This is a genomic window from Streptomyces sp. NPDC033131, from assembly GCF_055578365.1.
Window position 1 is genome coordinate 64839 of the sequence record NZ_JBVIPA010000021.1, and the last position, 22125, is coordinate 86963.

General features: G+C 70.4%; 20 protein-coding genes. 6 read left to right on the top strand and 14 right to left on the bottom strand.

All coding sequences use genetic code 11. The features are described 5' to 3' along the window. Nucleotides 1-113: 113 nt before the first annotated feature. Nucleotides 114-785: a lytic polysaccharide monooxygenase auxiliary activity family 9 protein gene (locus tag ACZ5XS_RS25525; protein ID WP_468654972.1), complete on the bottom strand. Its 672-nt coding sequence runs from the start codon at nt 783-785 to the stop codon at nt 114-116. Nucleotides 786-1074: 289 nt separating this feature from the next. Here ACZ5XS_RS25525 and ACZ5XS_RS25530 point away from each other — a divergent pair, with 289 nt between their 5' ends. Next, nucleotides 1075-1626 carry a tellurite resistance TerB family protein gene (locus ACZ5XS_RS25530; protein WP_468654974.1) on the top strand — a complete coding sequence of 184 codons (552 nt, stop codon included), beginning with the start codon at nt 1075-1077 and terminating at the stop codon, nt 1624-1626. Between the two features lie 43 nt (nt 1627-1669). On the opposite strand, the gene ACZ5XS_RS25535 is transcribed toward ACZ5XS_RS25530, so the two are convergent. Beyond that, the gene (locus ACZ5XS_RS25535) at nt 1670-2578 is read right to left on the bottom strand and encodes an SMP-30/gluconolactonase/LRE family protein (RefSeq protein ID WP_468654976.1); all 909 of its coding nucleotides are present in this window, start codon (nt 2576-2578) and stop codon (nt 1670-1672) included. Between the two features lie 85 nt (nt 2579-2663). Here ACZ5XS_RS25535 and ACZ5XS_RS25540 point away from each other — a divergent pair, with 85 nt between their 5' ends. Further along, complete coding sequence (locus ACZ5XS_RS25540) at nt 2664-3101, top strand: Lrp/AsnC family transcriptional regulator (RefSeq protein ID WP_468655117.1); 438 nt, start codon at nt 2664-2666, stop codon at nt 3099-3101. Nucleotides 3102-3185: 84 nt separating this feature from the next. Here the strand turns inward: ACZ5XS_RS25540 and ACZ5XS_RS25545 are convergent, their stop codons facing one another. The 6 genes from ACZ5XS_RS25545 to ACZ5XS_RS25570 form a co-directional block, all read right to left on the bottom strand. Beyond that, nucleotides 3186-4397, bottom strand: coding sequence for a glycosyltransferase family 2 protein (locus tag ACZ5XS_RS25545; protein ID WP_468655119.1), 1212 nt, complete (start codon nt 4395-4397; stop codon nt 3186-3188). Between the two features lie 121 nt (nt 4398-4518). Further along, entirely contained in the window at nt 4519-4809 is a 291-nt protein-coding gene (locus tag ACZ5XS_RS25550) for a DUF1905 domain-containing protein (RefSeq protein ID WP_217238546.1), read from the bottom strand. Between the two features lie 119 nt (nt 4810-4928). Next, on the bottom strand, nt 4929-6215 hold the full coding sequence (locus ACZ5XS_RS25555; protein WP_468654978.1) for an NAD(P)/FAD-dependent oxidoreductase: 1287 nt from the start codon (nt 6213-6215) through the stop codon (nt 4929-4931). Next, on the bottom strand, nt 6212-7006 hold the full coding sequence (locus ACZ5XS_RS25560) for an amino acid ABC transporter ATP-binding protein (RefSeq protein WP_468654980.1): 795 nt from the start codon (nt 7004-7006) through the stop codon (nt 6212-6214). The genes ACZ5XS_RS25555 and ACZ5XS_RS25560 overlap by 4 nt, the downstream gene beginning before the upstream one ends. Then, entirely contained in the window at nt 7003-7758 is a 756-nt protein-coding gene (locus ACZ5XS_RS25565; RefSeq protein WP_468654982.1) for an amino acid ABC transporter permease, read from the bottom strand. The genes ACZ5XS_RS25560 and ACZ5XS_RS25565 overlap by 4 nt, the downstream gene beginning before the upstream one ends. 13 nt (nt 7759-7771) lie before the next feature. Next, on the bottom strand, nt 7772-8677 hold the full coding sequence (locus ACZ5XS_RS25570) for a substrate-binding periplasmic protein (protein WP_468654984.1): 906 nt from the start codon (nt 8675-8677) through the stop codon (nt 7772-7774). 253 nt (nt 8678-8930) lie between these two features. Between ACZ5XS_RS25570 and ACZ5XS_RS25575 the strand changes: the two genes are divergently transcribed. Further along, nucleotides 8931-10139: a CdaR family transcriptional regulator gene (locus ACZ5XS_RS25575; protein WP_468654986.1), complete on the top strand. Its 1209-nt coding sequence runs from the start codon at nt 8931-8933 to the stop codon at nt 10137-10139. A gap of 89 nt (nt 10140-10228) precedes the next feature. Here the strand turns inward: ACZ5XS_RS25575 and ACZ5XS_RS25580 are convergent, their stop codons facing one another. From ACZ5XS_RS25580 to ACZ5XS_RS25590, 3 genes are all read right to left on the bottom strand, one after another. Further along, nucleotides 10229-11065: a chitosanase gene (locus ACZ5XS_RS25580; protein WP_468654988.1), complete on the bottom strand. Its 837-nt coding sequence runs from the start codon at nt 11063-11065 to the stop codon at nt 10229-10231. 313 nt (nt 11066-11378) lie between these two features. After that, entirely contained in the window at nt 11379-11957 is a 579-nt protein-coding gene (locus tag ACZ5XS_RS25585; protein ID WP_468655121.1) for a hypothetical protein, read from the bottom strand. A 181-nt stretch (nt 11958-12138) separates the two neighbouring features. Continuing rightward, nucleotides 12139-13185 carry a pectate lyase family protein gene (locus ACZ5XS_RS25590; protein ID WP_468654990.1) on the bottom strand — a complete coding sequence of 349 codons (1047 nt, stop codon included), beginning with the start codon at nt 13183-13185 and terminating at the stop codon, nt 12139-12141. A 207-nt stretch (nt 13186-13392) separates the two neighbouring features. On the opposite strand from ACZ5XS_RS25590, the gene ACZ5XS_RS25595 reads away from it, so the two are divergent. Further along, a complete protein-coding gene (locus tag ACZ5XS_RS25595; protein WP_468655123.1) occupies nt 13393-16527 on the top strand; it encodes a glycoside hydrolase in 3135 nt (1044 codons plus the stop codon). Nucleotides 16528-16897: 370 nt separating this feature from the next. Here ACZ5XS_RS25595 and ACZ5XS_RS25600 read toward each other — a convergent pair whose 3' ends face one another. The 3 genes from ACZ5XS_RS25600 to ACZ5XS_RS25610 all read right to left on the bottom strand — a co-directional run bounded on the left by ACZ5XS_RS25600 (nt 16898) and on the right by ACZ5XS_RS25610 (nt 19546). Further along, the gene (locus tag ACZ5XS_RS25600) at nt 16898-17539 is read right to left on the bottom strand and encodes a DUF6629 family protein (RefSeq protein ID WP_468654992.1); all 642 of its coding nucleotides are present in this window, start codon (nt 17537-17539) and stop codon (nt 16898-16900) included. 116 nt (nt 17540-17655) lie between these two features. Next, entirely contained in the window at nt 17656-18669 is a 1014-nt protein-coding gene (locus ACZ5XS_RS25605; RefSeq protein WP_468654994.1) for an MASE1 domain-containing protein, read from the bottom strand. 46 nt (nt 18670-18715) lie between these two features. Then, nucleotides 18716-19546: a PP2C family protein-serine/threonine phosphatase gene (locus ACZ5XS_RS25610; protein WP_468654996.1), complete on the bottom strand. Its 831-nt coding sequence runs from the start codon at nt 19544-19546 to the stop codon at nt 18716-18718. Nucleotides 19547-19750: 204 nt separating this feature from the next. Here ACZ5XS_RS25610 and ACZ5XS_RS25615 point away from each other — a divergent pair, with 204 nt between their 5' ends. Further along, a complete protein-coding gene (locus ACZ5XS_RS25615) occupies nt 19751-20287 on the top strand; it encodes a DUF2269 domain-containing protein (protein ID WP_468654998.1) in 537 nt (178 codons plus the stop codon). Between the two features lie 288 nt (nt 20288-20575). Further along, complete coding sequence (locus ACZ5XS_RS25620; RefSeq protein ID WP_468655000.1) at nt 20576-21967, top strand: Tat pathway signal sequence domain protein; 1392 nt, start codon at nt 20576-20578, stop codon at nt 21965-21967. Nucleotides 21968-22125: the final 158 nt, after the last annotated feature.

Genomic DNA, 22125 nt, shown 5'->3' on the forward strand with positions numbered 1-22125 from the left:
CCGAGCCCCTGCCGTCGCGATCCGCGCTGCCGCCCGGCCGTCCTGGGAGGCGGGGCCCCGCCGGCGCGGTGCGTCCGGCGGGACCCCGTGGCCGGGCGACAACCCCGCCGGGCTCAGCGGAAGTTGACGTCGCTGCACAGGAAGTACGTCTGGTCCATGTGCGACGCCTGCCAGATGGTGTAGACGACGTGGCGGCCGGTGCGGCCCGAGGTGCTCACGTCGATGGAGTAGTTCTGGCTGGGGGCGTACGTGCCGGTCCGGGCGACGAGTTGCAGGTCGCTCCAGGTCAACGGCTGAGTGGCGGGGTCGAAGCCCTGCCGGGTGACGTAGACCAGGAAGTAGTCGGCGCCGTGGCTGGCCTGGTCGTACAGCCGCACCGTGAAGTTGCTGCCGACGTCCGTGGTCTTCCACGGACCCACGGTGTCCAGGGAGTTGTAGCGGCCGCCCTCGGTCCGACCACCGCTGCACAGCTGGCCGTCGGGGACGACCGCCTGGAAGTTGCCGGCCGAGCCGTTGCGGTACAGGCCGTTCCAGTTCCACATGGCGTTCGGGTTGTCCTGCCATGCCTGCCAGCACATCGGGTCTTCCTGTGCCATGGCCGGGTTCTGGAAGTCGCTCCCCCAGCGGAGCCAGCAGCCGTAGTTGCGGGACGCCGGGTCGACGACCGAACCGTGGGCCACGGCCGTGCCGCTCCAGGGGATCAGACAGAGCAGCACCGCGAGGAGCATGCTCAGGGAGAGTGTCAGACGTGCACCGGCTTTCTTGTCGCGATCATGACAGATCATGATCTCCCTCTTTCCGAGTGGGGGGATGTGGGGTGCGTGTTGCGCGGGGCGCCAGTGGGAGCGCTCCCATATTCAGCAGGCTGCGCTCGGTGAACCGAAGCCGCAACACCCGATTGCGCCACTTTCTCGCCCCGTGTGGCGCGTTCGGTTCGTTGGACAGACCGGTTGCACACCCGCGCGAGAGGCCGGCCGGCCATGGAACTTCGGGGAGTCGGAAGGAGTTGGCAGAAGGAGGCGCGGAATACACGCGGCCGACCGGAACGACATGGGCGAAGCAGAGGTAGGACAGATGGCGATGTGGGATCGGCTCAAGGACCAGGCCAAGGGACTGCAGCAGCAGGCGCAGGGGACGCGGAGCGCCGGCGGACACGGGCGGCCGGGTTCAGGGTCCGGCGGGGGATCGAAGGCGCAGCTGGTGAACACACTCAAGTCCCAGCTCACGTCCCTCAAGACCGAGCTGAAGAGCGGCGCCTACCGAGACGCCAGCATGGCCATGTGCGCCCTGGTCGCCGCCGCCGACGGGCAGGTCGACCCGGCCGAGAGGCAGCATGTGGAGTCGCTGATCCTGAGCAACGACGTGCTGCAGAACTTCCCGTCCGAGCAGCTGCGGCAGCGCTTCAACAAGCACGTCGACCAGCTGGCGGTCAACTTCCAGCAGGGCAAGTCCGAGGCCCTGCAGGAGATCGCCAAGGCCGCGAAGAAGCCGACGGAGGCCAGGGCGGTCGTCCAGACCGGCTTCGTCGTCGCGGGTGCGGACGGATACGTCGCGCCGGCCGAGGAGCAGGTTCTGCGTGAGGCGTGTTCGGTACTGGGCCTGTCCACCCAGGAGTTCGGCCTCTGACGGAGACTGCCGAGGCGCCTGCCGATCCCTGGGAGAGATCCGCCTAGAGGCGCGGCGCCCCCGTCACCGACATCATCAGCGAGTACAGGGAGGTGGTGGCCGTGATGAACAGGCGGTTGTTCTTGGCGCCACCGAAGGCGATGTTGGAGACGGGTTCGGGCAGGCGCAGCCGGCCGATGAGGGTGCCGTCGGGGTCGTAGCAGTGGACGCCGTCGTCCAGGGCGGCGGCCCACAGGCGGCCCTCGTCGTCGAAGCGGATGTTGTCGTAGTGGACGTCGCCGCGCGCCGCGGCGAAGACCTTCCCGTCGGAGAGCGTGCCGTCCTCACGGATGTCGAACACGTGGATCCGGGCGCTCCGTGAGTCGGAGACGTACAGTTGCTTCTCGTCACAGGACAGGATGACGCCGTTGGGGCCGGCGAACCCGCCGGCGGCGAGACGCACTTCCTGCGTTACGGGGTCGATCCGGTACACGTTGCAGGCCCCGATCTCGGACTCGGCGCGGTGGCCCTCGTAGTCGCTGGTGATGCCGAAGTCGGGGTCGGAGAACCAGATCGTGCCGTCGGAGCGTACGACGGAGTCGTTCGGGCTGTTGAGCCGCTTGCCGTCGTAGCGGTCGGCGAGGACGGTCACCGTCCCGTCGGGCTCGGTGCGGGTGACACGGCGGTTGCCCTGCTCGCAGGTGACCAGACGGCCCCGCGGGTCGAGGGTGTTGCCGTTGCTGTGGCCGGCCGGGGTGCGGAAGACGCCGACCGTGCCCGTGGCCTCGTCCCAGCGCAGAATGCGGTCGTTCGGGATGTCGCTCCAGATCAACTGGCGCCAGGCGGGGAGATACAGCGGGCCCTCGGCCCAGCGGCAGCCGTCGTACAGGACCTCCAGCCTGCTGTCGCCGTTCGCGCAGCCTCCGGTGCGGAAGCGCTCGTCCAGGATCTCGTACAGGCCGTCGGCGGGCATGGCATCCTCCCAGAGGGATTGATCAGGACGCTGTTCAACGTAGCACGCCTACTACCGAACCATATATGGTCGACACATGAAATCAGTGGATGCCATCGACCGTCAGCTGATCGCGTTGCTCCAGCGGGACGCCACCCAGCCGTACGCCGGACTGGGCAAGGCCGTCGGCCTGTCGGCGGGTGCCGCGCACGAGCGCGTACGCAAGCTGCGTGAGCAGGGGGTCATCCGGGCCACGACGGTCGACGTCGACCCCGCGGCGCTCGACCGCGGGGTCCTGGCCTTCGTGCTCGTCGACTCGACGTCGTGGATGGGCGACCGGGCCGAGGACTTCGCCGCCGTTCCGGAGATCCAGGAGGCGCACGTCATCGCGGGCAGCGCTGCCGTCCTGGTGAAGGTGCGCACCGCGACCACCGAGCGGCTCCAGGACGTACTGCGCCGCCTTTACGCCATCGACGGGGTCAGCGGGACGCAGGCAACGGTGGTTCTGGAGACCTTCTTCGAAAGGCCGTTGGACGCCGGTTAGGGCGTGCCCCGTGGCCCGCGCCCTGGGACTGCGCTCGGGGACTGCGGACACCGCCGCTCATGGCCGGCGGGATTCCCGGAGGGGTCATCCGCGGGGCCGGAGCCCGCGGATGCGCCGGCGGACCTTCCGCACCGTCCGCCTGGCGACGGACGGCCGGGGCTTCGACGACGGCATGACCCGCCGGCTGCCGGACCAGTCCGGGACGGTGACCCTGTACGTCTCGTCGGGGACACCCGTCCGCCGGTCGCGGAAATACGGATAGGCGAGGTGCAGCTTTCCTGCTCGGCCGTGATGGACCGCTTCCGGCACCGTCTTGGCGCGGATGAATTCCAGAATGCCTTTCAAGGCGTCCAGCCTGCCCATGGCGACGCACGTGAGTATCAGCCGTTCGTTGACCTTTATCCGGTCGGCGACTCCCTTGGTCCAGTACGCCGCCGTCATCGGAGCGGCGAGCTCCATCCTGTGCAACTGCTCGCTTTCCGGCCGTTTCAGCAGGCCGGCCCCGAATTGCTGCAGCAGGCCGACCGTAAAGGGCCTGACCATCAGCTGATCCCGCTCGGCACCCGGCGGCACGAGTCTCGCGATCAGGTCCATCAGCGCGTGAATGGCGGCGAAGCGGGCCGTGTAATCGCCTCGTCGCGTCGCGTGTTTTCCGTCGTCCCGGCCCACCAGGTAGTAGCAGACGTAATCGGCGACGACGGACACGCCGTTGCCGCTCAGATACGCCTCCATGGTGAAGAGCGCGTCCTCACCGGTGGCGAGGCTCTCGTCGAACCTGAGGCCCAGGCGCAGGAGCAGTTCGCGCCGGAACAGCTTCTGGGCGCTCAGCGCGAAGATGACCTGCGAGGTGTGGACGTCGGCGCGTTCCTGGGTCCGGGTGAACATCGACCTCGCGACCCCGCGGTTGACTCCCTCCATCTTGCCGAGCACCACGTCCGTGCCGGCGCGGTCGGCCATCGCGACCATCCGCTCCAGGGCTTCGTCCCCCAGATGGTCGTCGGCGTCCAGAAAGAAGACATAGCGGCCGCGAGCCAGGGACAACCCGACATTGCGCGGGCCGCTGGGACCACCGGAGTTGGCCTGGCGCACCACCCTGGTGGGCACCTTCGACGCGGCGGCGAAATCCTCCAGATATTCGCCGGTGCCGTCACTCGATCCGTCATCGACGGCGACGATCTCTAATCGGTCCGCGCCGAGTGTCTGTGTCTCGACTGATTCCAGGCAGCGGACGAGATAGGGCATGGCTTCATACGCTCCGACAATAACGGTGACGTCGGGCGCAGGTTGACTATTCATAAACCGCAAGACAACTTGTTGTGAACGAAGGTTGTCCGGAATTGCAAGATCCGGATATCGTGATCGGTAGGTGACCTTCCGAATCTTCGGCGCCGCAGGGCGAAGACGGCATCCGCTCGCCCTACTGAAGGCGGACGGCCATCTCCACGGCCACCTCGTCACCTGCCGAGAGGCCCTGCGGCTTGCGCACGGCGTTCTTGAGCGGCAGCAGGTAACCGCCGTCCCTGGGGAAGAGCGACGTCGTGAAGGCGACCTCGCCGATCCGGGCCTCGACCGGGATCACGCCCCAGCCGTACGTGGCCATCGCGGCCACCTCGCGGATGTCGGCGGACTCCTCGTCCGGCACGGCGACGAAGTAGTACGGCGACGGCCCACGCCATTCGATCACCCGGCCGGCGAAGGCGAACTCCATGGGGTCGGTGTCCTTCCGCGCTGACGGCCAGGTCGCGCCCAGCGTACCCGCGGTGCCGCCACTGCCGGTCGGGGACCGTGCGGCACTGCCGGCCGGGTGCCCTCCCGCGCAGGAGATCGTCAGTGCCGGAGCCGGTCGTAGCGGAAGGGCGTCAGCGCATCGGGCCGGTGGCCGGTGAGGACGTACTCGGCGAGCCTGTGCCCGGTGACCGGGCCCAGCGTGACCCCGAGCATTCCGTGGCCGGTGGCCGCGAAGGCGTTGTCGTGGCCCGGGACGCGGTCGATGACGGGGAGCCCGTCGGGGAGGAACGGCCGTCCGCCGACCCACGGGTCCCGGATCAGGCCGACCAGGTCGTCCGGATCGTCGAACCAGCGCCCCAGGTAGCGCCGGCTGGCGAGGGCGACGGCGACGATGCGGCGCCAGTCGAGGCGGTTGTTGTTGCCGCTCAGCTCCATCGTGCCGCCGATCCGCGTCGTACCGCCGATCGGTGAGGCGACGGCACGGCGCTCGCCGAAGTACAGGGTGTGCGAGGGGGCCTGGTCCAGGTCCACCGAGAAGCTGTAGCCCTTGCCGGCCTGCAGGGGCAGCGCCTGTCCCAGGGAGCGCAGCAGGCCGGGAGAACGCGTTCCGGCGGCGATGACGACGGCCCCGCAGGGAATGTCGCCCTGCTCGGTACGCAGCGCGTTGACCCGGCCACCCGCGGTCCGGAAACCGGTGGCCTCCGCGTTCTCGTGGACCTTCACCCCCTGGGCGGCGAGTGCCTCACCGAGCGCCCGGGCGAACGCCTCAGGGTCGACCACCCCCTCCCCCTCGACGAGATACGCCGCACGCACCCGGGGCGACAGCGCCCCGTCCAGCAGATGCGCTGCGGGCCCCGTGGTGACGTCGGCGGGCATCGGGTAGTGGCCGTCCGCCATCTCCCGCTGGATCGCGAGGTGATGTCGGGCCTCGGCCTCCGAGAGGAAGGCGTGCACCATGCCGGGCCGGGTCAGGGTCGTGTCGACGCCGGCCGCGCGCAGGCCGTCGAAGAGGTCGAAGGTGCCGCGGTTCAGCTCGGCGATGGCCGCGTACCCGCGCCGGAAGGCGGCCGGGGTGCTGCTGCGCCAGAACCGCCACAGCCACCGTACGAACGCGGGATCGGGAAGGGGGCGCAGGTAGAGCGGTGAGTCCGGGCGCCCCAGGGAACGCAGGGCGTAGCGCACGATTCCCGGGGCCGGGACGGGAGTCGAATGGCTGAGGCAGACCCATCCGGCGTTGCCCCGGGACGCCCCGGAGCCGAGGCCGCGCCGCTCGACGACCTCCACCGCGACACCGGCCGCGGCGAGGTAGTACGCGGTGCACAGCCCTATGACGCCGCCCCCGACGACCACGACGGGTCCGGCACGGTCATCGAACGCCTGGGTCATGACGCGGTTCCGTACGAGGCGAGGAACTCACGGGTCCGGGTCCGGGCAGGAGCGTCGAGGACGTCCTCGGGCCGGCCCTCCTCCACGATCCGGCCGCCGTCGACGAAGACGACGTGGTCGGACACCTCGCGGGCGAAGGGCAGTTCGTGGGTGACCAGCAGCATCGTCATTCCGTCCGCGGCGAGTTCCCGCATCACGCTCAGCACCTCCCGGGTGGCCTCCGGGTCGAGGGAGGAGGTGGGTTCGTCGAAGAGCAGTACTTCGGGTTTGAGGGCCAGGGCCCGCGCGATGGCGACGCGTTGCTGCTCGCCGCCGGAGAGCTGGTCGGGCTGGGCGAGGCCGCGGTGGGCCACCCCGACCCGGCGCAGCAGCGCGACGGCCCGCTCCAGAGCCTCCTGTTCGGGGACACCGGCCTTGCGCTGCGCCAGTACGACGTTCTCCACGGCCGTGAGGTGGGGGAACAGGTTGAACCGCTGGAACACCATGCCGACGGTGCGGCGCAGCGCGGGCAGGTCGCGGCAGACCATACGGCCGCCGCTGTGCACGAGCTGGCCGGCGACCTCGACCGTGCCCTGGTCCGGGCGTTCCAGCAGGTTGACGCAGCGCATCAGGGTCGTCTTGCCGCCGCCGCTCTGCCCGATGACGCTGACGATGCGGCCCCGGCCGACGGTGAGATGGACGTCGTCGAGCACCAGCCGGCCGTCGAAGGACTTGCGCAGCCCTTCGATCCGTACGACGGCTTCGGCGGGAGTGGGGGCCGGGGCCTCGGTGGTGATGACGGGCTCGGTCATACCGCCGCCTCCTTCACGGGTACGTCCGCGGTCGTGCCGCCGGCCAGCAGGGCGCGGGCCGCGCGCATCCGCCGCCGCCGCCAGGGGGACAGGGGAACGCCGGCCCGTACCTTCCGTTCCAGCAGGAGCAGAAGCTGGGAGAGCGGATAGCACAGGGCGAAGTAGATGGCCGAGATGACCAGGTACACCTCCAGCGCCCGGAAGGTGGCCGAGGTGATGAGGCGCCCCTCGGACATCAGCTCGGCGGCGGAGACGGTGACGAGCAGTGAGGTGGATTTGAGCAGGTCGACCAGCATGGTGTTGGTGCCGGGCAGCGCCTGCCGGAGGGCCTGCGGCAGGATGATGTGGCCGAAGATGCCGACCTTGCCGAGGCCCAGCGCCTCGCCCGCCTCGGTCTGTCCGGCGTGTACCCCGCTGATCGCGGAGCGGAAGATCTCGGACAGGTAGGCGGCGTAGAAGACGACGAGGCTGAGGCAGCCGGCCGTGAACACGTCGAGCCGGATTCCGGCCGAGGCCAGTCCGAAGTAGGTCAGGAAGATGATGGCCAGCAGCGGGATGTTCTTGAAGACCTCGGTGTAGACGGCGGCGACGGCGCGTGCCGGCCATGCCTTGCTCAGTCTGAGCAGCGCCACCGCCAGGCCGAGCGCCACCGCGCCGACGAAGCTCACGACGGTGTAGGAGACGGTGCGCCCGAGCGCGTCGAGGAGGTCGGACTGGTAGTCGGACCAGGGGACTTGGAAGAGACCGGACATGTCTGTCACCGCCTCACTGGGTCGCGACGGACGGCGGCGTCCAGTCCTGGGGGCGGTCCACACCTCGCCGCGCGGTGGCGACGTCGGCGGCCGGCGTGAGGAACTGCTCGGGGTCGCCGCCGTACTTCTTCACGAGCTTCGCCATCTCGCCGTTCGCGTACATGGCGTCGATCTGCGCGGAGATGGCCTGCTCCAGCTTGGTGGCCTGCTTGGGCAGGTAGAAGCCGGTCTGGTAGGGCTGGAAGTAGGCGTAGGCGGGCTTCGCCTCGACCTGCGCGGCGGTCGGCGGCGTCAGGTACTGCGTCTCGATCTTCAGCTCCGGGCGTTCCTTCTGCGCCGCGATGATGATCAGCGGGTCGAGGAATCCGACATCGACCCGGCCGGCGCCGAGATCGTCGAGCACGCCGTTGGCGTCGGGGTAGGCGTGCAGCTCGGCACCGGGCACGGCCTGGATCGACTTGACCCAGACGTACCCCTCGACCGTACCGAGGTCGAGGCCCTCGAGGTCGTCGACCGTCTTGTACGTCTTGCCGGACCGGACGGCCATCGCCGGGGGCGAGTAGTAGGGCGGGTCCGTGAACAGCCCCTGTTTCTGCCGGTCGGCGGACCAGGCGACGCCGCCGATGGTGATGTCCACCCGGCGTGACTGCACCCCGGCGAGCATGCCGGCGAAGTCGGTGACCTGGGGCTTGACCTCGAGGCCGAGCTTTTTGGCCGCGTAGTTGAGGATGTCTCCGTCGAGGCCGACGATTCTGTCGCCCTGGACGCTGGTGTAGGGGGCGTACGGCTGGACGGCCACCTTGATCACGCCCGGCGTGAGGGTGCCCAGTGCGGCGGCCTTCGCGGACACGTTCTTGGGGGCGTCGTCGTCGCCCGAGCCACAGGCGGCGGCGGTCGGTATCAGGAGAACAGCTGACAAAGCGGCAACAAGTGAACGCACACGGATCATCGGCTTGGGCCTTCCGGAACGGCGTAACGGCGTGTGGGTGGATCGGCGTGTCGGCGCTGAAGGGACCCGCCGTTCACCGCGCTGTGCCCCCGGCGGGGAGGTGATGGAGGCATACGCTATGGACCGGCCTGCGGTACGTCACCGGTCACTTCGTACGAACTTATGGCCGAAACCGCTCGCTCGACTGTACGGTGCGTCCATCCCCGCCACGGGAGGAACGTTCGTGCTGAGTCCGTCACTCGCGCAGGAGATCGCCGGGGACACCACCGCGGTCATCGGCTTCAACGTGCTGATCACCGACGCGCAGGGCATGGTCATCGGCAGCGGCGACAGCAGCCGGGTCGGCACCTTCCACGAGGCGTCCGTCGGCGTGATACGCACCAAGGAGCCCGCCACGCACAACGCGTCGCAGGCCCAGCAACTGCGCGGAGTGCGGCCCGGAGTCACCCTGCCGCTGGTCACGGGCGGGCAGGCGGTCGGCACGGTCGGCATCACCGGGACTCCCGCCCAGGTGCGCCGGTTCGGACTGCTGGTGAAGCGCCAGACGGAGATCCTGCTCAGGGAATCCGTGATGCTGCGCTCCCGCCTGCTCGCCGAGCGGGCGGCCGAAAAACTGCTCGCCGACATCGCCTCGTACGATCCGCAGGTCGTCGAAGGCGACTTCCTCGAGTTCCGGGCCGCCGAACTGGGCTTCGACCTGCGGCTGCAACGGGTCGCGGTGGCGTTCGAGGTGAGCGTGCCGCCCGTGCCCGACACCGGCTCCCGCCGCCAGGCAGTTCCTCCCGCCCGCGACATGGCGCTGGTCCGCTCGGAACTGCTGCGCACGGTCCGCGACGTCTTCGCCGACCCCCAGGACGTCGTGGCCGGCACCTCGCCGGGATGGATCGGCGTACTGCATCGGCTCCCGGCCCGCGGCCCGGCCACGTCCCTGGCCGACGACTGCCGGCGCCTCATCGACGTCATAGCCGCCCAGGACGGGCTTCTGGCCCGCGCGGGAATCGGCGAACCGGCCACGTCCGTGGACGGCTTGCACGATTCCTACCAGGACGCGTGCGACGCACTCCGCCTGGGCGCTCGTCTGGCCGGCGACTCCCCCGTCCACCTGATCACGGACCTGCGTGTCCACCAGGTCCTGGCCGCCGTCGGCCACCCGGCCCGCAGCCGCCTGCTGGAGCGCACCGCCGCGGAACTGCGTGCCCAGCCGGACTGGCCGGTGCTCCGCGATACGATCACCGCCTGGTGCGAGAGCGGGTTCAATCTCGTCCGAGCGTCCGCGGCCCTGCACATCCACCGCAACACCGTCGTCTACCGGATGAGCAAGATCGAGCAGATCACCGGCCGCCCACTGCGCGACCACCGGTCCGCCATGGCCCTCTATCTCGCCTGCCTGGCAGACCGACTGGGCGGCGGCAGCGCCCCTGCGGACGGGTGACCACGGGCGCGGGCCGCCCGGTGACCGTGTCACCGGGCGGCCCCACGTGCCGTTGCCCGCACCCCTCGGGCGCGGACGCACCGCGAGGGTCAGCCGATGTGGTAGCTGTCCCCGTACACCTTCCAGTCCAGCGGCGGGTTCAGGTCGAGGTTGCCCTTGCGCAGGAAGACGCGCTGCGCGGTGTCGACCCGGCTGGTGTCGCTGTGGGCCTCCTCCTGCTTCATCGCCCACACCCGTGCGTCGAGGAAGGCGTTGAGGTACGCCGTCTCGTCGCCGCCCTGCGCCGGCGGCTTCGCCGTGCGCAGGGCACGCTTGCGGATACTGCTGAAGGCGGCCGAGTCGTCCCCGTCGCCGTGCATGACGATGGCGTCGTAGTAGGCGAACTGGCCGAGCGTACGCAGGCCGTCCGCCTTGCCCCGCCTGACCGCGGGGCCGAAGTAGACGCGGTCGCGTTCGTCGTTCTGCGCGGACCGGAACACGGTGTCCTGCGCGGCTTTGCGCCAGTCCTTGGGGAAGTTCGGGTCGAGGCCGTCGTGCGAGTCGGTGCCGTCGACCCGGCGCAGTGCCGGCAGGTACTTGGCGAGCACGTTGCCGGGCCGGCGCTCGGCGTAGAGCTCCACGAGGTCGAGCATGTCGCCGGTGCCGGAGCAGAAGCCGATGATGCCGGCGGTGTAGCCGCGGCCGTCGCCGATGTCCTCGATGTACTGGTACTGGGCCTTCCAGTCGAGCGAGGAGTTCTCCGCGCTCGACACCAGTTTCATGGCGATCTCCTTCTTCGCCGGGTCGTCGAGGCCCGGTGCGGCGACCGGCGCCGCCGCTACGGGCGGGGTGCCGAGCACGGTGACGGAGGTCAGTGCGCCGGCGCCGATCACGGCGAGGAGGGTGCGGCGGGAGGGAGGGGCGGGAGTTGTTTTCCCAGGTTCCACGGGAGCTCCAAACAGGGTGGGGGGTTGGAGAGTTGGTCCGGACCTGAATCGTTAGGAAGGTTTCCTATCAGGTCGAACGCACAGCGGTAACCCGCCCCGCAGGAATTCGTAGGATCAGATGAACAAAGTTCGGCTTACCGCCCGGAACCCCGCCGCCACGCATGCACCCTCGACGTACCTGGACCGCATGACGGAGGACAACGCATCAAGGTCAACGTGGTCACACGCTCGGCCGAGCGACGGCCGAGTGACGGCTGAGCCAGACGCTTCGCGCCTGGGGACGGGCGACGTCCCCAGGCGCCGGCCCGACGGGTTACAGACCGTCACGCACCATGGCGGCGACGATCTGGACGTGCCGATCGCCCGCCGCGTTCGAGAACTCGTTCTCGTAGTTCAGGCCGTAGGGCCAGAAGTGCCCCCCGCCGGTCGAGAGTTTGGCGGCCGAACCGTCGAACCTCTTGACCAGTGCCGTGGCCTGAGCGCCGCTCCAGACACCTTGGCCGGTGTGGGAGGACCAGCCCGAGCTGGTGCCCACTCCGATGGTGTGGGCGATCTCGTGCAGCGCGGTCCTCTCGGTCATGTAGCTGCGGTTGCCGAAGCGAATGGTTCCGTTGATGTTGCCGTCGGCGGTGGGCACGCCGGGGTCGTAGCGGACGGTGATGCTCTTGCCCAGGTCGCTGAGGTTGTTGTAGCGGGCCACCGCGGCGTTCATGGCCGCCGTGATGAGGTCGTACGCGGTCCGTTGGTCCTGGGTGGGGTTGCTCGCCCGTTCCAGGTTCCAGGTGATACTGGCCGCCGCCACCTGCTCCCGGGGCGCCGATGCGGCCGGCGGGGCGGCCTGCGCGACGCCGGGACCGGCCAGCACGGCGGCCGCCAGCGCGGCCACGACCATCTTGTTGCGCCAGGGCACGGCCGTGCGTGCCCTGGTGGGCTCCGGGGTCTGTCGTGAACTCATGTGGGGTTCTCCTGTGGGGGGGGCCGCCGGATGTGGGGACGACGGCACGATCGGTGCGTCCGCCGGGGCGCGGTTCGGCAGCCGAGGGGCGGGCCCGGGGAGTTGGCGGAGAGGTGGTTCAGGCGCCGAGCTTCCCGACCCCCACGCCGGCCCGCACGAGAGAGGGAACGTCGGCGGCGGGGTCCAGGGTGTACGAGTAGTAGGTGCGCGGTTCGGTCACCGTGCCGTTGATCTCGCACGGACCGGAACCGGTGAAGACGTTGCCGCGCTGCACCAGCCGGCCCGGCCCCGACTCGTCGTAGCCGCCCGCGGAGTAGCAGGGGTGGGGAACGCCGTCGAAGTGGTTGCCCTCGACCAGCACGCCCGCGTTCATGGTGGAGGCGACGCCGTACAGGGCGTTCCCCTTGTAGTAGTTGTTGTAGACGTGCACGGGCTCACCGAACCGCACCCGTGGATGCCGCTGCTGCGAGCCGTCGAAGAAGTTGTGGTGGATGGAGACCTTCAACTTGCCGGCGTCCTGGCTGCCGTTGCCGTCGGAGTGCCCGAGCAGCATGCTCTTGTCGGTCCGGTTGAACCAGTTCCACGACACGGTGACGTACTGGGAGCCGCGGACGACGTCGATCGCCCCGTCCAGGGGCGCGACGAACTCGTTGTGGTCGATCCAGATGTGGTGCGACTCCTGGCCGACGTTGACGGCGTCGTCCTCGGCGTTGGTGAACTTGATGTTCCGCACGATGACGTTGTGGGAGCGGTAGAAGTCCAGGCCGCCGCCGTTGATGACGGCCGAGGATCCGACTCCGATGATGGTCTTGTTCGGGCGCACACCCTGCTTGCTGGTGATGTCGATGGTGCCCTGGACCCGGATGACCAGCGGGCCCGTGGTGTCGATGTGGTCCAGGAACTGCTGCGTGGTGGTGGCGGTCACGGTCGGTCCGGCGGCTCCGCCGGTGGTGCCCTTCTGACCGAGCGCGTCGACCGCGGCGAAGCCGGTGGGGGACGTCTCCGCGAGGGGGGCCGGCGGCGCCGGGGTCTGGGCGGCGGCGCTGCCGCCGCCGGCCGGTACCGCCGTGGCGCCGAGCAGCAGGGCGAGCAGGAGAGCGGGAACGCCGCGCTTGCGCGGCGGGGCCGTGCGAGGCGCCGGGCGAGTGCGTAACGACGACCTCATGTGGTTCCTCCCGGGGGATTGGGCGCATCTTCTCGGGTCGTGCGGGAGCGGGAGCTCAGAGCGGGGAAAGCGCTTTCTCGATTTCCCGAATGCTAAGCAGGTGTTTTGGGCATGTCAACGAAACCTGCTCACCTCTGTGTTGTGGAAGGAAGTGCCGTGTCCCATCGGCATCGCATCATCCGGGCTTTGGCGCCGGCAGTCCCCCTGATGCTCGGCGCGGGTCTCGTGGCCGCACCCCCGGCGAGCGCGGACCCGTCGCCGCAGAGCGCGGTCACCGTGCGGATCGACCCGTCCTACCAGCAGCAGGAGTTCGAGGGATGGGGCACCAGCCTCGTCTGGTTCGCCAACGCCACGGGCCGCTACCCCGAGCCCATCCGAAGACAGCTCGTGGACATGCTGTTCGGCGAGGACGGCCTCGGCCTCAACATCGCGCGGTACAACATCGGCGGCGGCAACGCCCCGGACGTCCGCAAGGACTACATGAAGCCGGGCGCGACCATGGAGGGCTTCTGGAAGGCCCCCGAGGGAACCACCCGGCAGGACACGGACTGGTGGGATCCGAACAACCCGGACCACTGGGACTGGGACGCAGATGCGGGCCAGCGCTGGTGGGTGGACCAGATCAAGGACAAGATCACCCGCTGGGAGTCGTTCAGCAACTCGCCGCCCTGGTTCCAGACGGTCAGCGGTTACGTCTCCGGAGGCTTCGACGCGAGCACGGACCAGATCCGCCCGGACCGCGTCGACGAGTTCGCCACCTACCTGGTGCGCGTGACCGAACAGCTGGAGAAGGCGCACGGCATCGAGTTCGACACCATCGCCCCGCTCAACGAGCCCAACACGCCCTACTGGGGCACCCAGCTCGGAGCGGACGGTCAGCCCACGGGCGGACGCCAGGAGGGCGCGCACGCGGGACCGGCACTCCAGCAGCAGGTGCTCCTCGCGCTCGACAAGGCGCTCGACAGGGCGCGGACCGACGCCGAGATCTCCGCGATGGACGAGACCAACCCCAGCATCTTCACCCAGAACTGGAACGCCTACGGCGCCCCCGCCCGAGCCGCTGTCGACCAGCTCAACGTGCACACCTACGGCACGGGCATGCGCACCAGCGCACGGGACATCGCCAAGGGCGCGGACCAGAAGCTGTGGATGAGCGAGGTCGAGGGCACCTGGGGTACCGGCACCGACTTCACCGGCATGGATCCGGGGCTCGGCATCGCCACCCGGATGGTCGACGACATGCGGGAACTGGAGCCCTCGGCCTGGGTGTTCTGGCAGCCGATCGAGGACTCACGCCCCCAGGCCGCGGCGGGCAAGAACTGGGGCAGCATCCACGTCCCGTTCAACTGCACGGCCGAGGACACCCTGGAGACCTGCCCGATCCGGGCCAACTCGAAGTTCCACACCATCCGGAACTTCACCCACCACATTCGCCCCGGCGACCACTTCGTGAAGGTCGACGATCCCTCCAGCGTCGCCGCGGTGAAGAAGTCCGGCCGTGCGGCGACCGTGGTGCACGTGAACAGCGGCACCTCCGCGCGCTCCGTCACCCTCGATCTGTCCCGCTTCGGCAAGGTCGCGCCCCGGGCCGCCGTCACCCCCGTGGTGACGAGCGCCGACGGGGCCCTCGTCAAGGGCGCACCGGTCCGGGTGACCGGCCGTTCGGCCACGCTCACCGTCCCCGCGAAGTCCGTCACGACCTTCCTGGTCGAGGGTGTCGGCGGTGTGGCGAAGGACGCCGCCCTCGTTCAGCCCGGGCATGTCTACCGACTCCAGGGCGCGCAGAGCGGAAAGTCGTTGGCTCCGTCGGACGACGGCAGCGGTGTCGTCATCCGCACGACCGACCACGGCAGTGCGCAGCAGCTGTGGTCCGTGGCGAAGCTGACCCGCGGCACCGACAACCGTGAGCGTTACGCTCTCACCGCCGCCACGACCGGCAAGCGGCTCGCGGTGCGCGACAACCGGGCCGTCCTGGAGGACCCGGAAGGCAGCCAGGTCCCCGAGGCCGCGCAGTGGATCCTGTCGACGACCGGCGACAGCACCTGGACGTTCGTCAACGTCGCCACCGGCCGCCTGCTCGACGTCGCCGGACAGGCCTCGTCGGACGGTGCCACCGTGTCCACGTACACCCCGACCTCGGCGGCGAACCAGTGCTGGGGCATGACCGACGAGACGGTGCTGCGCACCGAGCGGGCCGAGGCGTTCACCGTCCCCGGGCTGCGTCCGGAGCTGCCGACGACGGTGACACCGGTGTTCCGGGACGGCGCCCGGGGCTCGCTCCCCGTGGTGTGGAGCCTTCCGTCGGACCGGAGGTGGCGCGACCCCGGGACGGTACGTGTCAGGGGTGAGGCGACCGACTCCCTCGGGCGGAAGATCCCCGCGACGGCGCTGGTCACCGTCGACACGATCGCCTCGACGCTGCCCGGCCGTGCCAAGACCTACGTGAGCGGGAAGCCGGAGCTGCCGGCCACGGTCGTCGGCGTCGGCGAGAACGGCGGCCGGACCGAGCTTCCGGTGACCTGGAAGCCGGCGTCCGAGGGGGCGTTCGACACGGCCGGGGTCGTGACCCTGCGGGGCGTCGCACAGGTCGTCGGCGGCGGCACGGTCGACGCGGCCGTGCGCGTGCAGGTCACGGAGGCGGCGGCGGCCGACATCGCCTCCGACGACGGTGTCTCGGTGGCTGCCACGTTCACCGAGAGCGGCTACTCCGCGGAGCGCCTGCGCAACGGCGACCTCTCCGACAAGGCCTGGTCCAACTGGAAGCCGGGCACCACGAAGAACCCCTCGGACACCATCACCTTCGCCCTGCCCGAGGCACGCGACCTGAACCGGATCGTCGCGCACTTCCACCGGGACGGGAGCACCGCGTCCTTTCCCGAGAGCCTGAAGGTGCAGGTGCGGACGGCCGACGGCGCGGCGTGGGTCGACGCGAGCGACGTCATCCCGGTCGGGACCGAGGGCACTCCCGTGGTCGACGTCCCGCTGGACGCAGGACCGACGACCGGGGTGCGCGTGGTCATGACGGCACGTCAGGGCGGCTACATCACCATGAGCGAGATCGAGGTGTACGCCAAGGCCCCCGGTGTCTCCTCGGACGCCGCCGCCACGTCCATCGAGGTGGCCGGTGCCCCGATCGCGTCGTTCGACCCGGACACGACCACCTACCGGGTCGTCACGGCCGACCCGAACCGGAGCGCGGTCACGGCGACGGCACGCGACCCCTACGCGAGCGTGGCCGTGGACAGGGCGGGCGAGTCCGGCCGGACGTCGTCCGTCGTCACGGTGACCAGCGAGGACGGTTCCCAGACCCGGAAGTACCGGATCGACCTCGTACGACGCTGAGGGGTCCTTTCACTATGAGCGTCCGATGAGGTCGCGTGGTCTGGTGCCGTGCATCGCAAGGCGCCGGAGCGGCCGCGATGGGGGTCCCCCCGCGCGAGGTTGTTCGAGCGTGGGGGAGGAGCCACGTGGGCGTTTCGGCAACGCGGCGAGGTGCGGTGCCAGACCACGCGACCCGGACGGGCATAGTGAAAGGACCCCTGAGGCGTGCGCCTTCGCTGCGGACCGGGCCAGCGTGAACTGCCGTGGCCCGGCTCGCAGCGGCGCGGGAGACCCCGTGGCCGCGTGCGGTGGCGGGGGCCCGTCAGGCGGCGAAGCCCCATTGGTCACGTACGCGTACCGGCCCTGCTCGGGGCCGGGGTCGCCCACCGCATCACTGCCCCACCCGCGGGGCGTGCGTCGAGGAGGGCGGCCGTGCGCGAACCCAGCCGAACAGCACCACCGAGCACATCGCCGCGAACGCGCACCAGGTCGAGACGAACTCCAGCCGCCACAGAGCCCAGCAGAGCAAGGCGCCCACGGCGACCAGCACTCCCATCACCAGCAGCCGCCGGTCGCCGGACAGCAGCAGGGAGCCCACGGTGGCCAGGAGGTAGCCGATGACGAGCAGAAGGGGATGGGAAAGGTCGACCGCGTAGCCGACCGTACGGCCGCGGATCTCGGCGGTCACCGGAGCGGCGGCGAGGCCGTGTGCCAGCATCGCCGCTGTCGCGGTTCCGGCCACGAGCAGGACCGTCAGCCGGGGCCGGGCGTGCGGTGGGGCGGCGCACAGCACCCCCGCGGGCACCCACACCGCCAACACGGGCAGCGCGATGACGGCCCAGATGACGGTGGCCGGTCCGCTGCCCCCGTCCGAGGCCCAGACCACCGACTCGACGATCTGATGGGCCCCGAGCAGCAGCGGCAGTGCGGCGAGCGGCAGGTCCCGGACGCTGTGCACCCGCGCCACACAGGCCACCCCGACGGCCGCGACACCGACGCCCGCCACCAGATCGGCCCTCGCACTCCAGCACATCACGCCACCATGGGGTCGACCGTCGTGTGTATCCGCCTTGCCGTGCGGGTCACGCTACGTCGCGCCCGGCCGACGCGGCGCGGGTGACACGGGCCGCGTGACGATCCCCGCGGCACTCACTGACCTGACTGCTTCTGACGCAGGCCATCGGCGTCCTTCGGGGGCCGACCACGGGGGGCGTCGCCGGCGGTGAGGTGCTCCAGGACCTCCACCAGGTCCTGGCAGGCGCGTTCCACCGAGCGTCTGGTGTTGCGCTGCTCGGTGATGACGGCTGACAGGAGCAGGGCGGTCAGGGCCATGGAGCCGTTGAAGGCCTGCAGCTTGATCATCACTTCGACATGGGTCAGCCGTGCGAACGGACCGGTCTGGTCGGTCGCCGCGACGGCCGCCGCGGCGGAGGCGAGGAGGGCGCACAGGATGCTGCCCGCCAGCTGGAAGCGCAGGGCGGCCAGGATCAGCAGCGGATAGACGAGGAACAGCAGGCTGAGGCCGCTGTAGGCGGCCAGGGGTACGAGGCCGCAGGCGACGAGTGCCAGTCCCGCGGCCTCCTTCCACCGGGACAGGCCCGGCGGCCACCGGGTCGCGTGGAGCAGAAGCAGGACGGGGGTGACGATCAGGACACCCATCGCGTCGCCCACCCACCACGCCAGCCAGACGGTCCAGAACCCGGACGCGTCGAGTTCGTCCAGGAGGACGAGGAGGCCGACGCCGGCCGTCGCGCTGATCAGCATGCCGGCCAGCGCCCCGAGGAACACCAGTGCGACGCCGTCCCGCAGACGGCTCAGGTCCGTCCGGAACCCCACCCTGCGGAGCATGAGGTAGGCGCAGACGGGGGCCGCGGTGTTGCCGGCCATGGTGCCGATCACGGCGGGCTGGAGCGAGGTGATGGACAGGACCACGAGCAGGACACCGAGGGCGATGCCGGGCAGGGAGCGCATCCCGTAGATCAACAGGCAGGCGACGGCGACGCCCGTGGGCGGCCACATGGGGGTGACCACGGCGCCCTGGACGACGAGCTGCCGCACGAGGCCCAGCCGCCCCGCGGCGAAGTAGCAGGCGGCGACAGCCAGCGTCTGGAGGGCGAAGAGGGCCGGTCGACGCAGATCCTTGATACCCACCACAGCAGCCATCAGATACCGGTGCCGCCCGGTCGGCGAGCCGAGAGGGCGTCGCTTCCTACCGCCGGACGCCGGGTCCGTCGTGCCCGACGACCAGGACGGCCGCGTCGTCCTCGTGCCCGACCCGCTCCGCACCCTTGATCACGGCGGCGGCGAGGGAACTCGCGTCCATGCCCGCCACGGCGGCGACGCCCGCGAGCCTCACCACCTGGTCGAGGCCTTCGTCGACGTTCAGTGAGGGCCCCTCCACCACTCCGTCGGTCAGCAGGACGAACACCCCGCCCGTGCTGAGCCGGTACCGGGTCACCGGGTACTCCTGCCCCTGCTGGACACCCAGGGGCGGTCCCCCTTCGTCCTCGGCGATGCCGGACCTGCCGTCCGCGGTGGCCCAGACGCAGGGAATGTGTCCCGCCCGGGCGCTTTCCAGCACGCCGGTGGACGGATCGAGCCGCATGAAGGTGCAGGTCGCGAACAGGTCGGTGCCGAGGGACAGCAGCAGGTCGTTCGTTCTGGACAGGAGTGCGCCCGGCTCGCTCGTGACCGAGGCGAGCGCGCGCAGCCCGACCCGGACCTGCCCCATGAACGCGGCGGCCTCGATGTTGTGGCCCTGCACGTCGCCGATGGAGAGTCCGATGCACCCGTCGGGCATGCTGAAGGCGTCGTACCAGTCGCCCCCCACGTTGAGACCGTGGAAGGCGGGTGAGTACTGGACGGCCAGGTGGAAGCCGGGGGCGACCGGCAGGTCTCCGGGCAGCATGCCGCGTTGCAGGGCGACGGCCAGCTCGACCAGGGAACGCTGGAGCTCGGCCCGCTCACGCGCCTGAGCGGTCAGCGCCCCGAGCCTGGCCAGCAGTGCGTCGCCGTCGTCGGTCGAGCGGTTGCGGGGCATTGACCACTCCGGAAGGTGAGCGTCCCTTTGAGTATAAAAACCCATTTTGACCCATTCGGATGAGGTCGGCCGACGGCACGGCCCCGGGCGTCGGTACGGGGCCGAAGTGCCGGATGACCTCCGGCCGTGTACGCCGAGGCGAGTACGCGGGGTTACTCCCGGTGCCAGACGCCCTCGTCGCGCCCGCCCGGCACTGTGTTCCGGGTGAAACTCAGCCGCCCCGCACGCCGGGCCTCCCTCGTCGTCCATGCCGCCGCCTCCGCGGGCTGGCTCGGGCTCACACTCGGGCTGCTCGCACTCGGGATCACCGCGACCACCACCGGCTCCACGGTGACCGTGGAGGCCTCCGTCAGAGCCATGAAGCTCTTCGCCGACTGGCTCCTGCTCCCCCTCGCGTTCCTCACCCTTCTCAGCGGCCTGCTGCTCGCCCTCGGCACCCCGTGGGGCCTGGCGAGGCACCGGTGGGTCTACACGAAGTTCTGGCTGACCCTGGCCACGACCACGGCCACGGTCTTCGCGCTGCACCCCGGGGTGAACACCGCGGTCCTCGCCGTCGCCACGGGAGAACCGGTGCCCGCCGCCGGCGACATCCTGTTCGGGCCGGCCGTCTCCCTGTCCGCCTACCTCTTCATCACCGTGATCTCGATCCTCAAGCCCTGGGGCCCGACCCGGCGCGGCCGCAGGCTGCGGGCGTCCGCCGACTCGCGCAAGGACGCCCGCGGCGCCCGGCGGACCGCCTGACCGGTGGCCGGGACGGCTCGTGCGCGACCTCTCCCGCGAGTGCGGGGGGGGTCGGCTCCGGCGAGTGCGAGGGGGTCGGCGGGTCCGCATGAGGAGTTCGGCAGCCACCGCTCCACCGGGTTCGCCTCGCACGAGGCCGCACTTCCCGTCCGATCCCAATTGGCTTCCCTGTCACATACGTTGACCACCATGTACTGCGACAGCACAATGAGCGCGCACGCTTGAGAGCGCTCTCAACACCGCCATGCCCCATGTCCAGCACCGCGTCCCACACCTTCGAGGAGACCAATGACCGGCAGCCAACGCCCGGGACTCAGCCGCCGTGCACTCATCGGGACCGGACTCGGTGTCGGTGCCGCGGCCCTCACCGCGGCCGGCTCCGGCGCGGCCGGGGCCGCGGAGCGCCCCTCCGGCAGCGGCGGCTCCGCGCAGCGCCGCGCGTACGCCTTCCTCGCCGCCGCCATGGACGGCTATCCGGATCACGGCACCGTACGGCTGGCACAGAGCTACACCGACCAGGCAGGCCTGTTCAGCACGGCGTTCACCTACGACAACGCGCTCGCGATCCTGGCCCACCTCGCCTCGCGCACCGAGGACCGCCGCTCCAGAGCCGTGGCCCTCGGCGACGCGCTCCTCTACGCCCAGGCGCACGACCCGGTGTACGACGACGGCAGGCTGCGTCAGGCCTACAACGTCGGGCCGTACACCTTCTACGACGGCTCCCCGCAGCCGGACGGCTTCGTCCGGGCGGACGGCACGGCCAACGTCGGAACGCAGTTCGGCTTCACCGGCACCGCCGTGGGTGACATGGCCTGGGCCGGCATCGCCCTGGGCGCGCTCGCCCGCCGGACCGGAAAGCGCCGCTTCCTCACGGGGGCGGTGCGCATCGGCGAGTGGATCGAGCGTGTGGGCCGTACCGACGAACCCCTCGGCGGCTACAAGTTCGGGGTCGACGGGGCCGGCGAGAAACTGCCCTTCACCTCGACCGAGCACAACACCGACCTCATCGGCCTGTTCGGACAGCTCGCCCGGCTCACCGGGGACCGGGTGTGGCTCCAGCGGCGTGCGCGCGCCCAGGCCTTCGTCACGAAGATGTGGGAACCGTCCGAAGGCTTCTTCTACACCGGTACCAACGACGGCGTGACGATCAACAAGTCCCCGATTCCCGAGGACACGCAGACCTGGACCCATCTCGCCCTCTCCTCCCCCGCCCATGCCCGGTCGCTGGACTGGGCCGCGAGCCGGCTGGCCGTCCTGGACACGGCCGAGCGGCCCAACAGCACCGTCCCCGCGGGCCAGTCCTACGACGGGGTCACCTTCAGCTCCGCCAGTCTCCTGGCGAACGAGGACGCCCCGATCGCCGAGGGCCAGCCCAAGCCGAACCGCAACGGCGTCTGGTTCGAGGGAACGGCCCACCTCGCGCTCGCCCTTCGCAGCCGGCGTGCCCCCGGGGACGAGGCACACGCCCGACGGCTGATCGCCTCCGTCGAGGGGGCCCAGGACCTTCTGGGCGACGGCCAGACCATCGGGAGCAGGGCGATCGCCCAGGGCTCCGGCGTGGTGTCGGCGAGCAGCCCGCTCGACACCGGTTTCGGCTTCGGCTACTACCCCTACCGGCACACGGGCGCCACCGCCTGGTACCTGCTCGCGGCGACACGCACCAACCCGCTGCGCGCCTGAACCCGGCTCACGATCCGGCCCGCCCGCCTGGCGAAATGTCCTCTTGCGCGTGGTGTGCCCCGGCTTCACACCGGACTCTTACTCCTCCCCCAACTCCCTTGCACCGCAGTCCAGTTGCCTCACCACAGGGCCCTGAGTGCCGCGGGATCCCTCCTGGG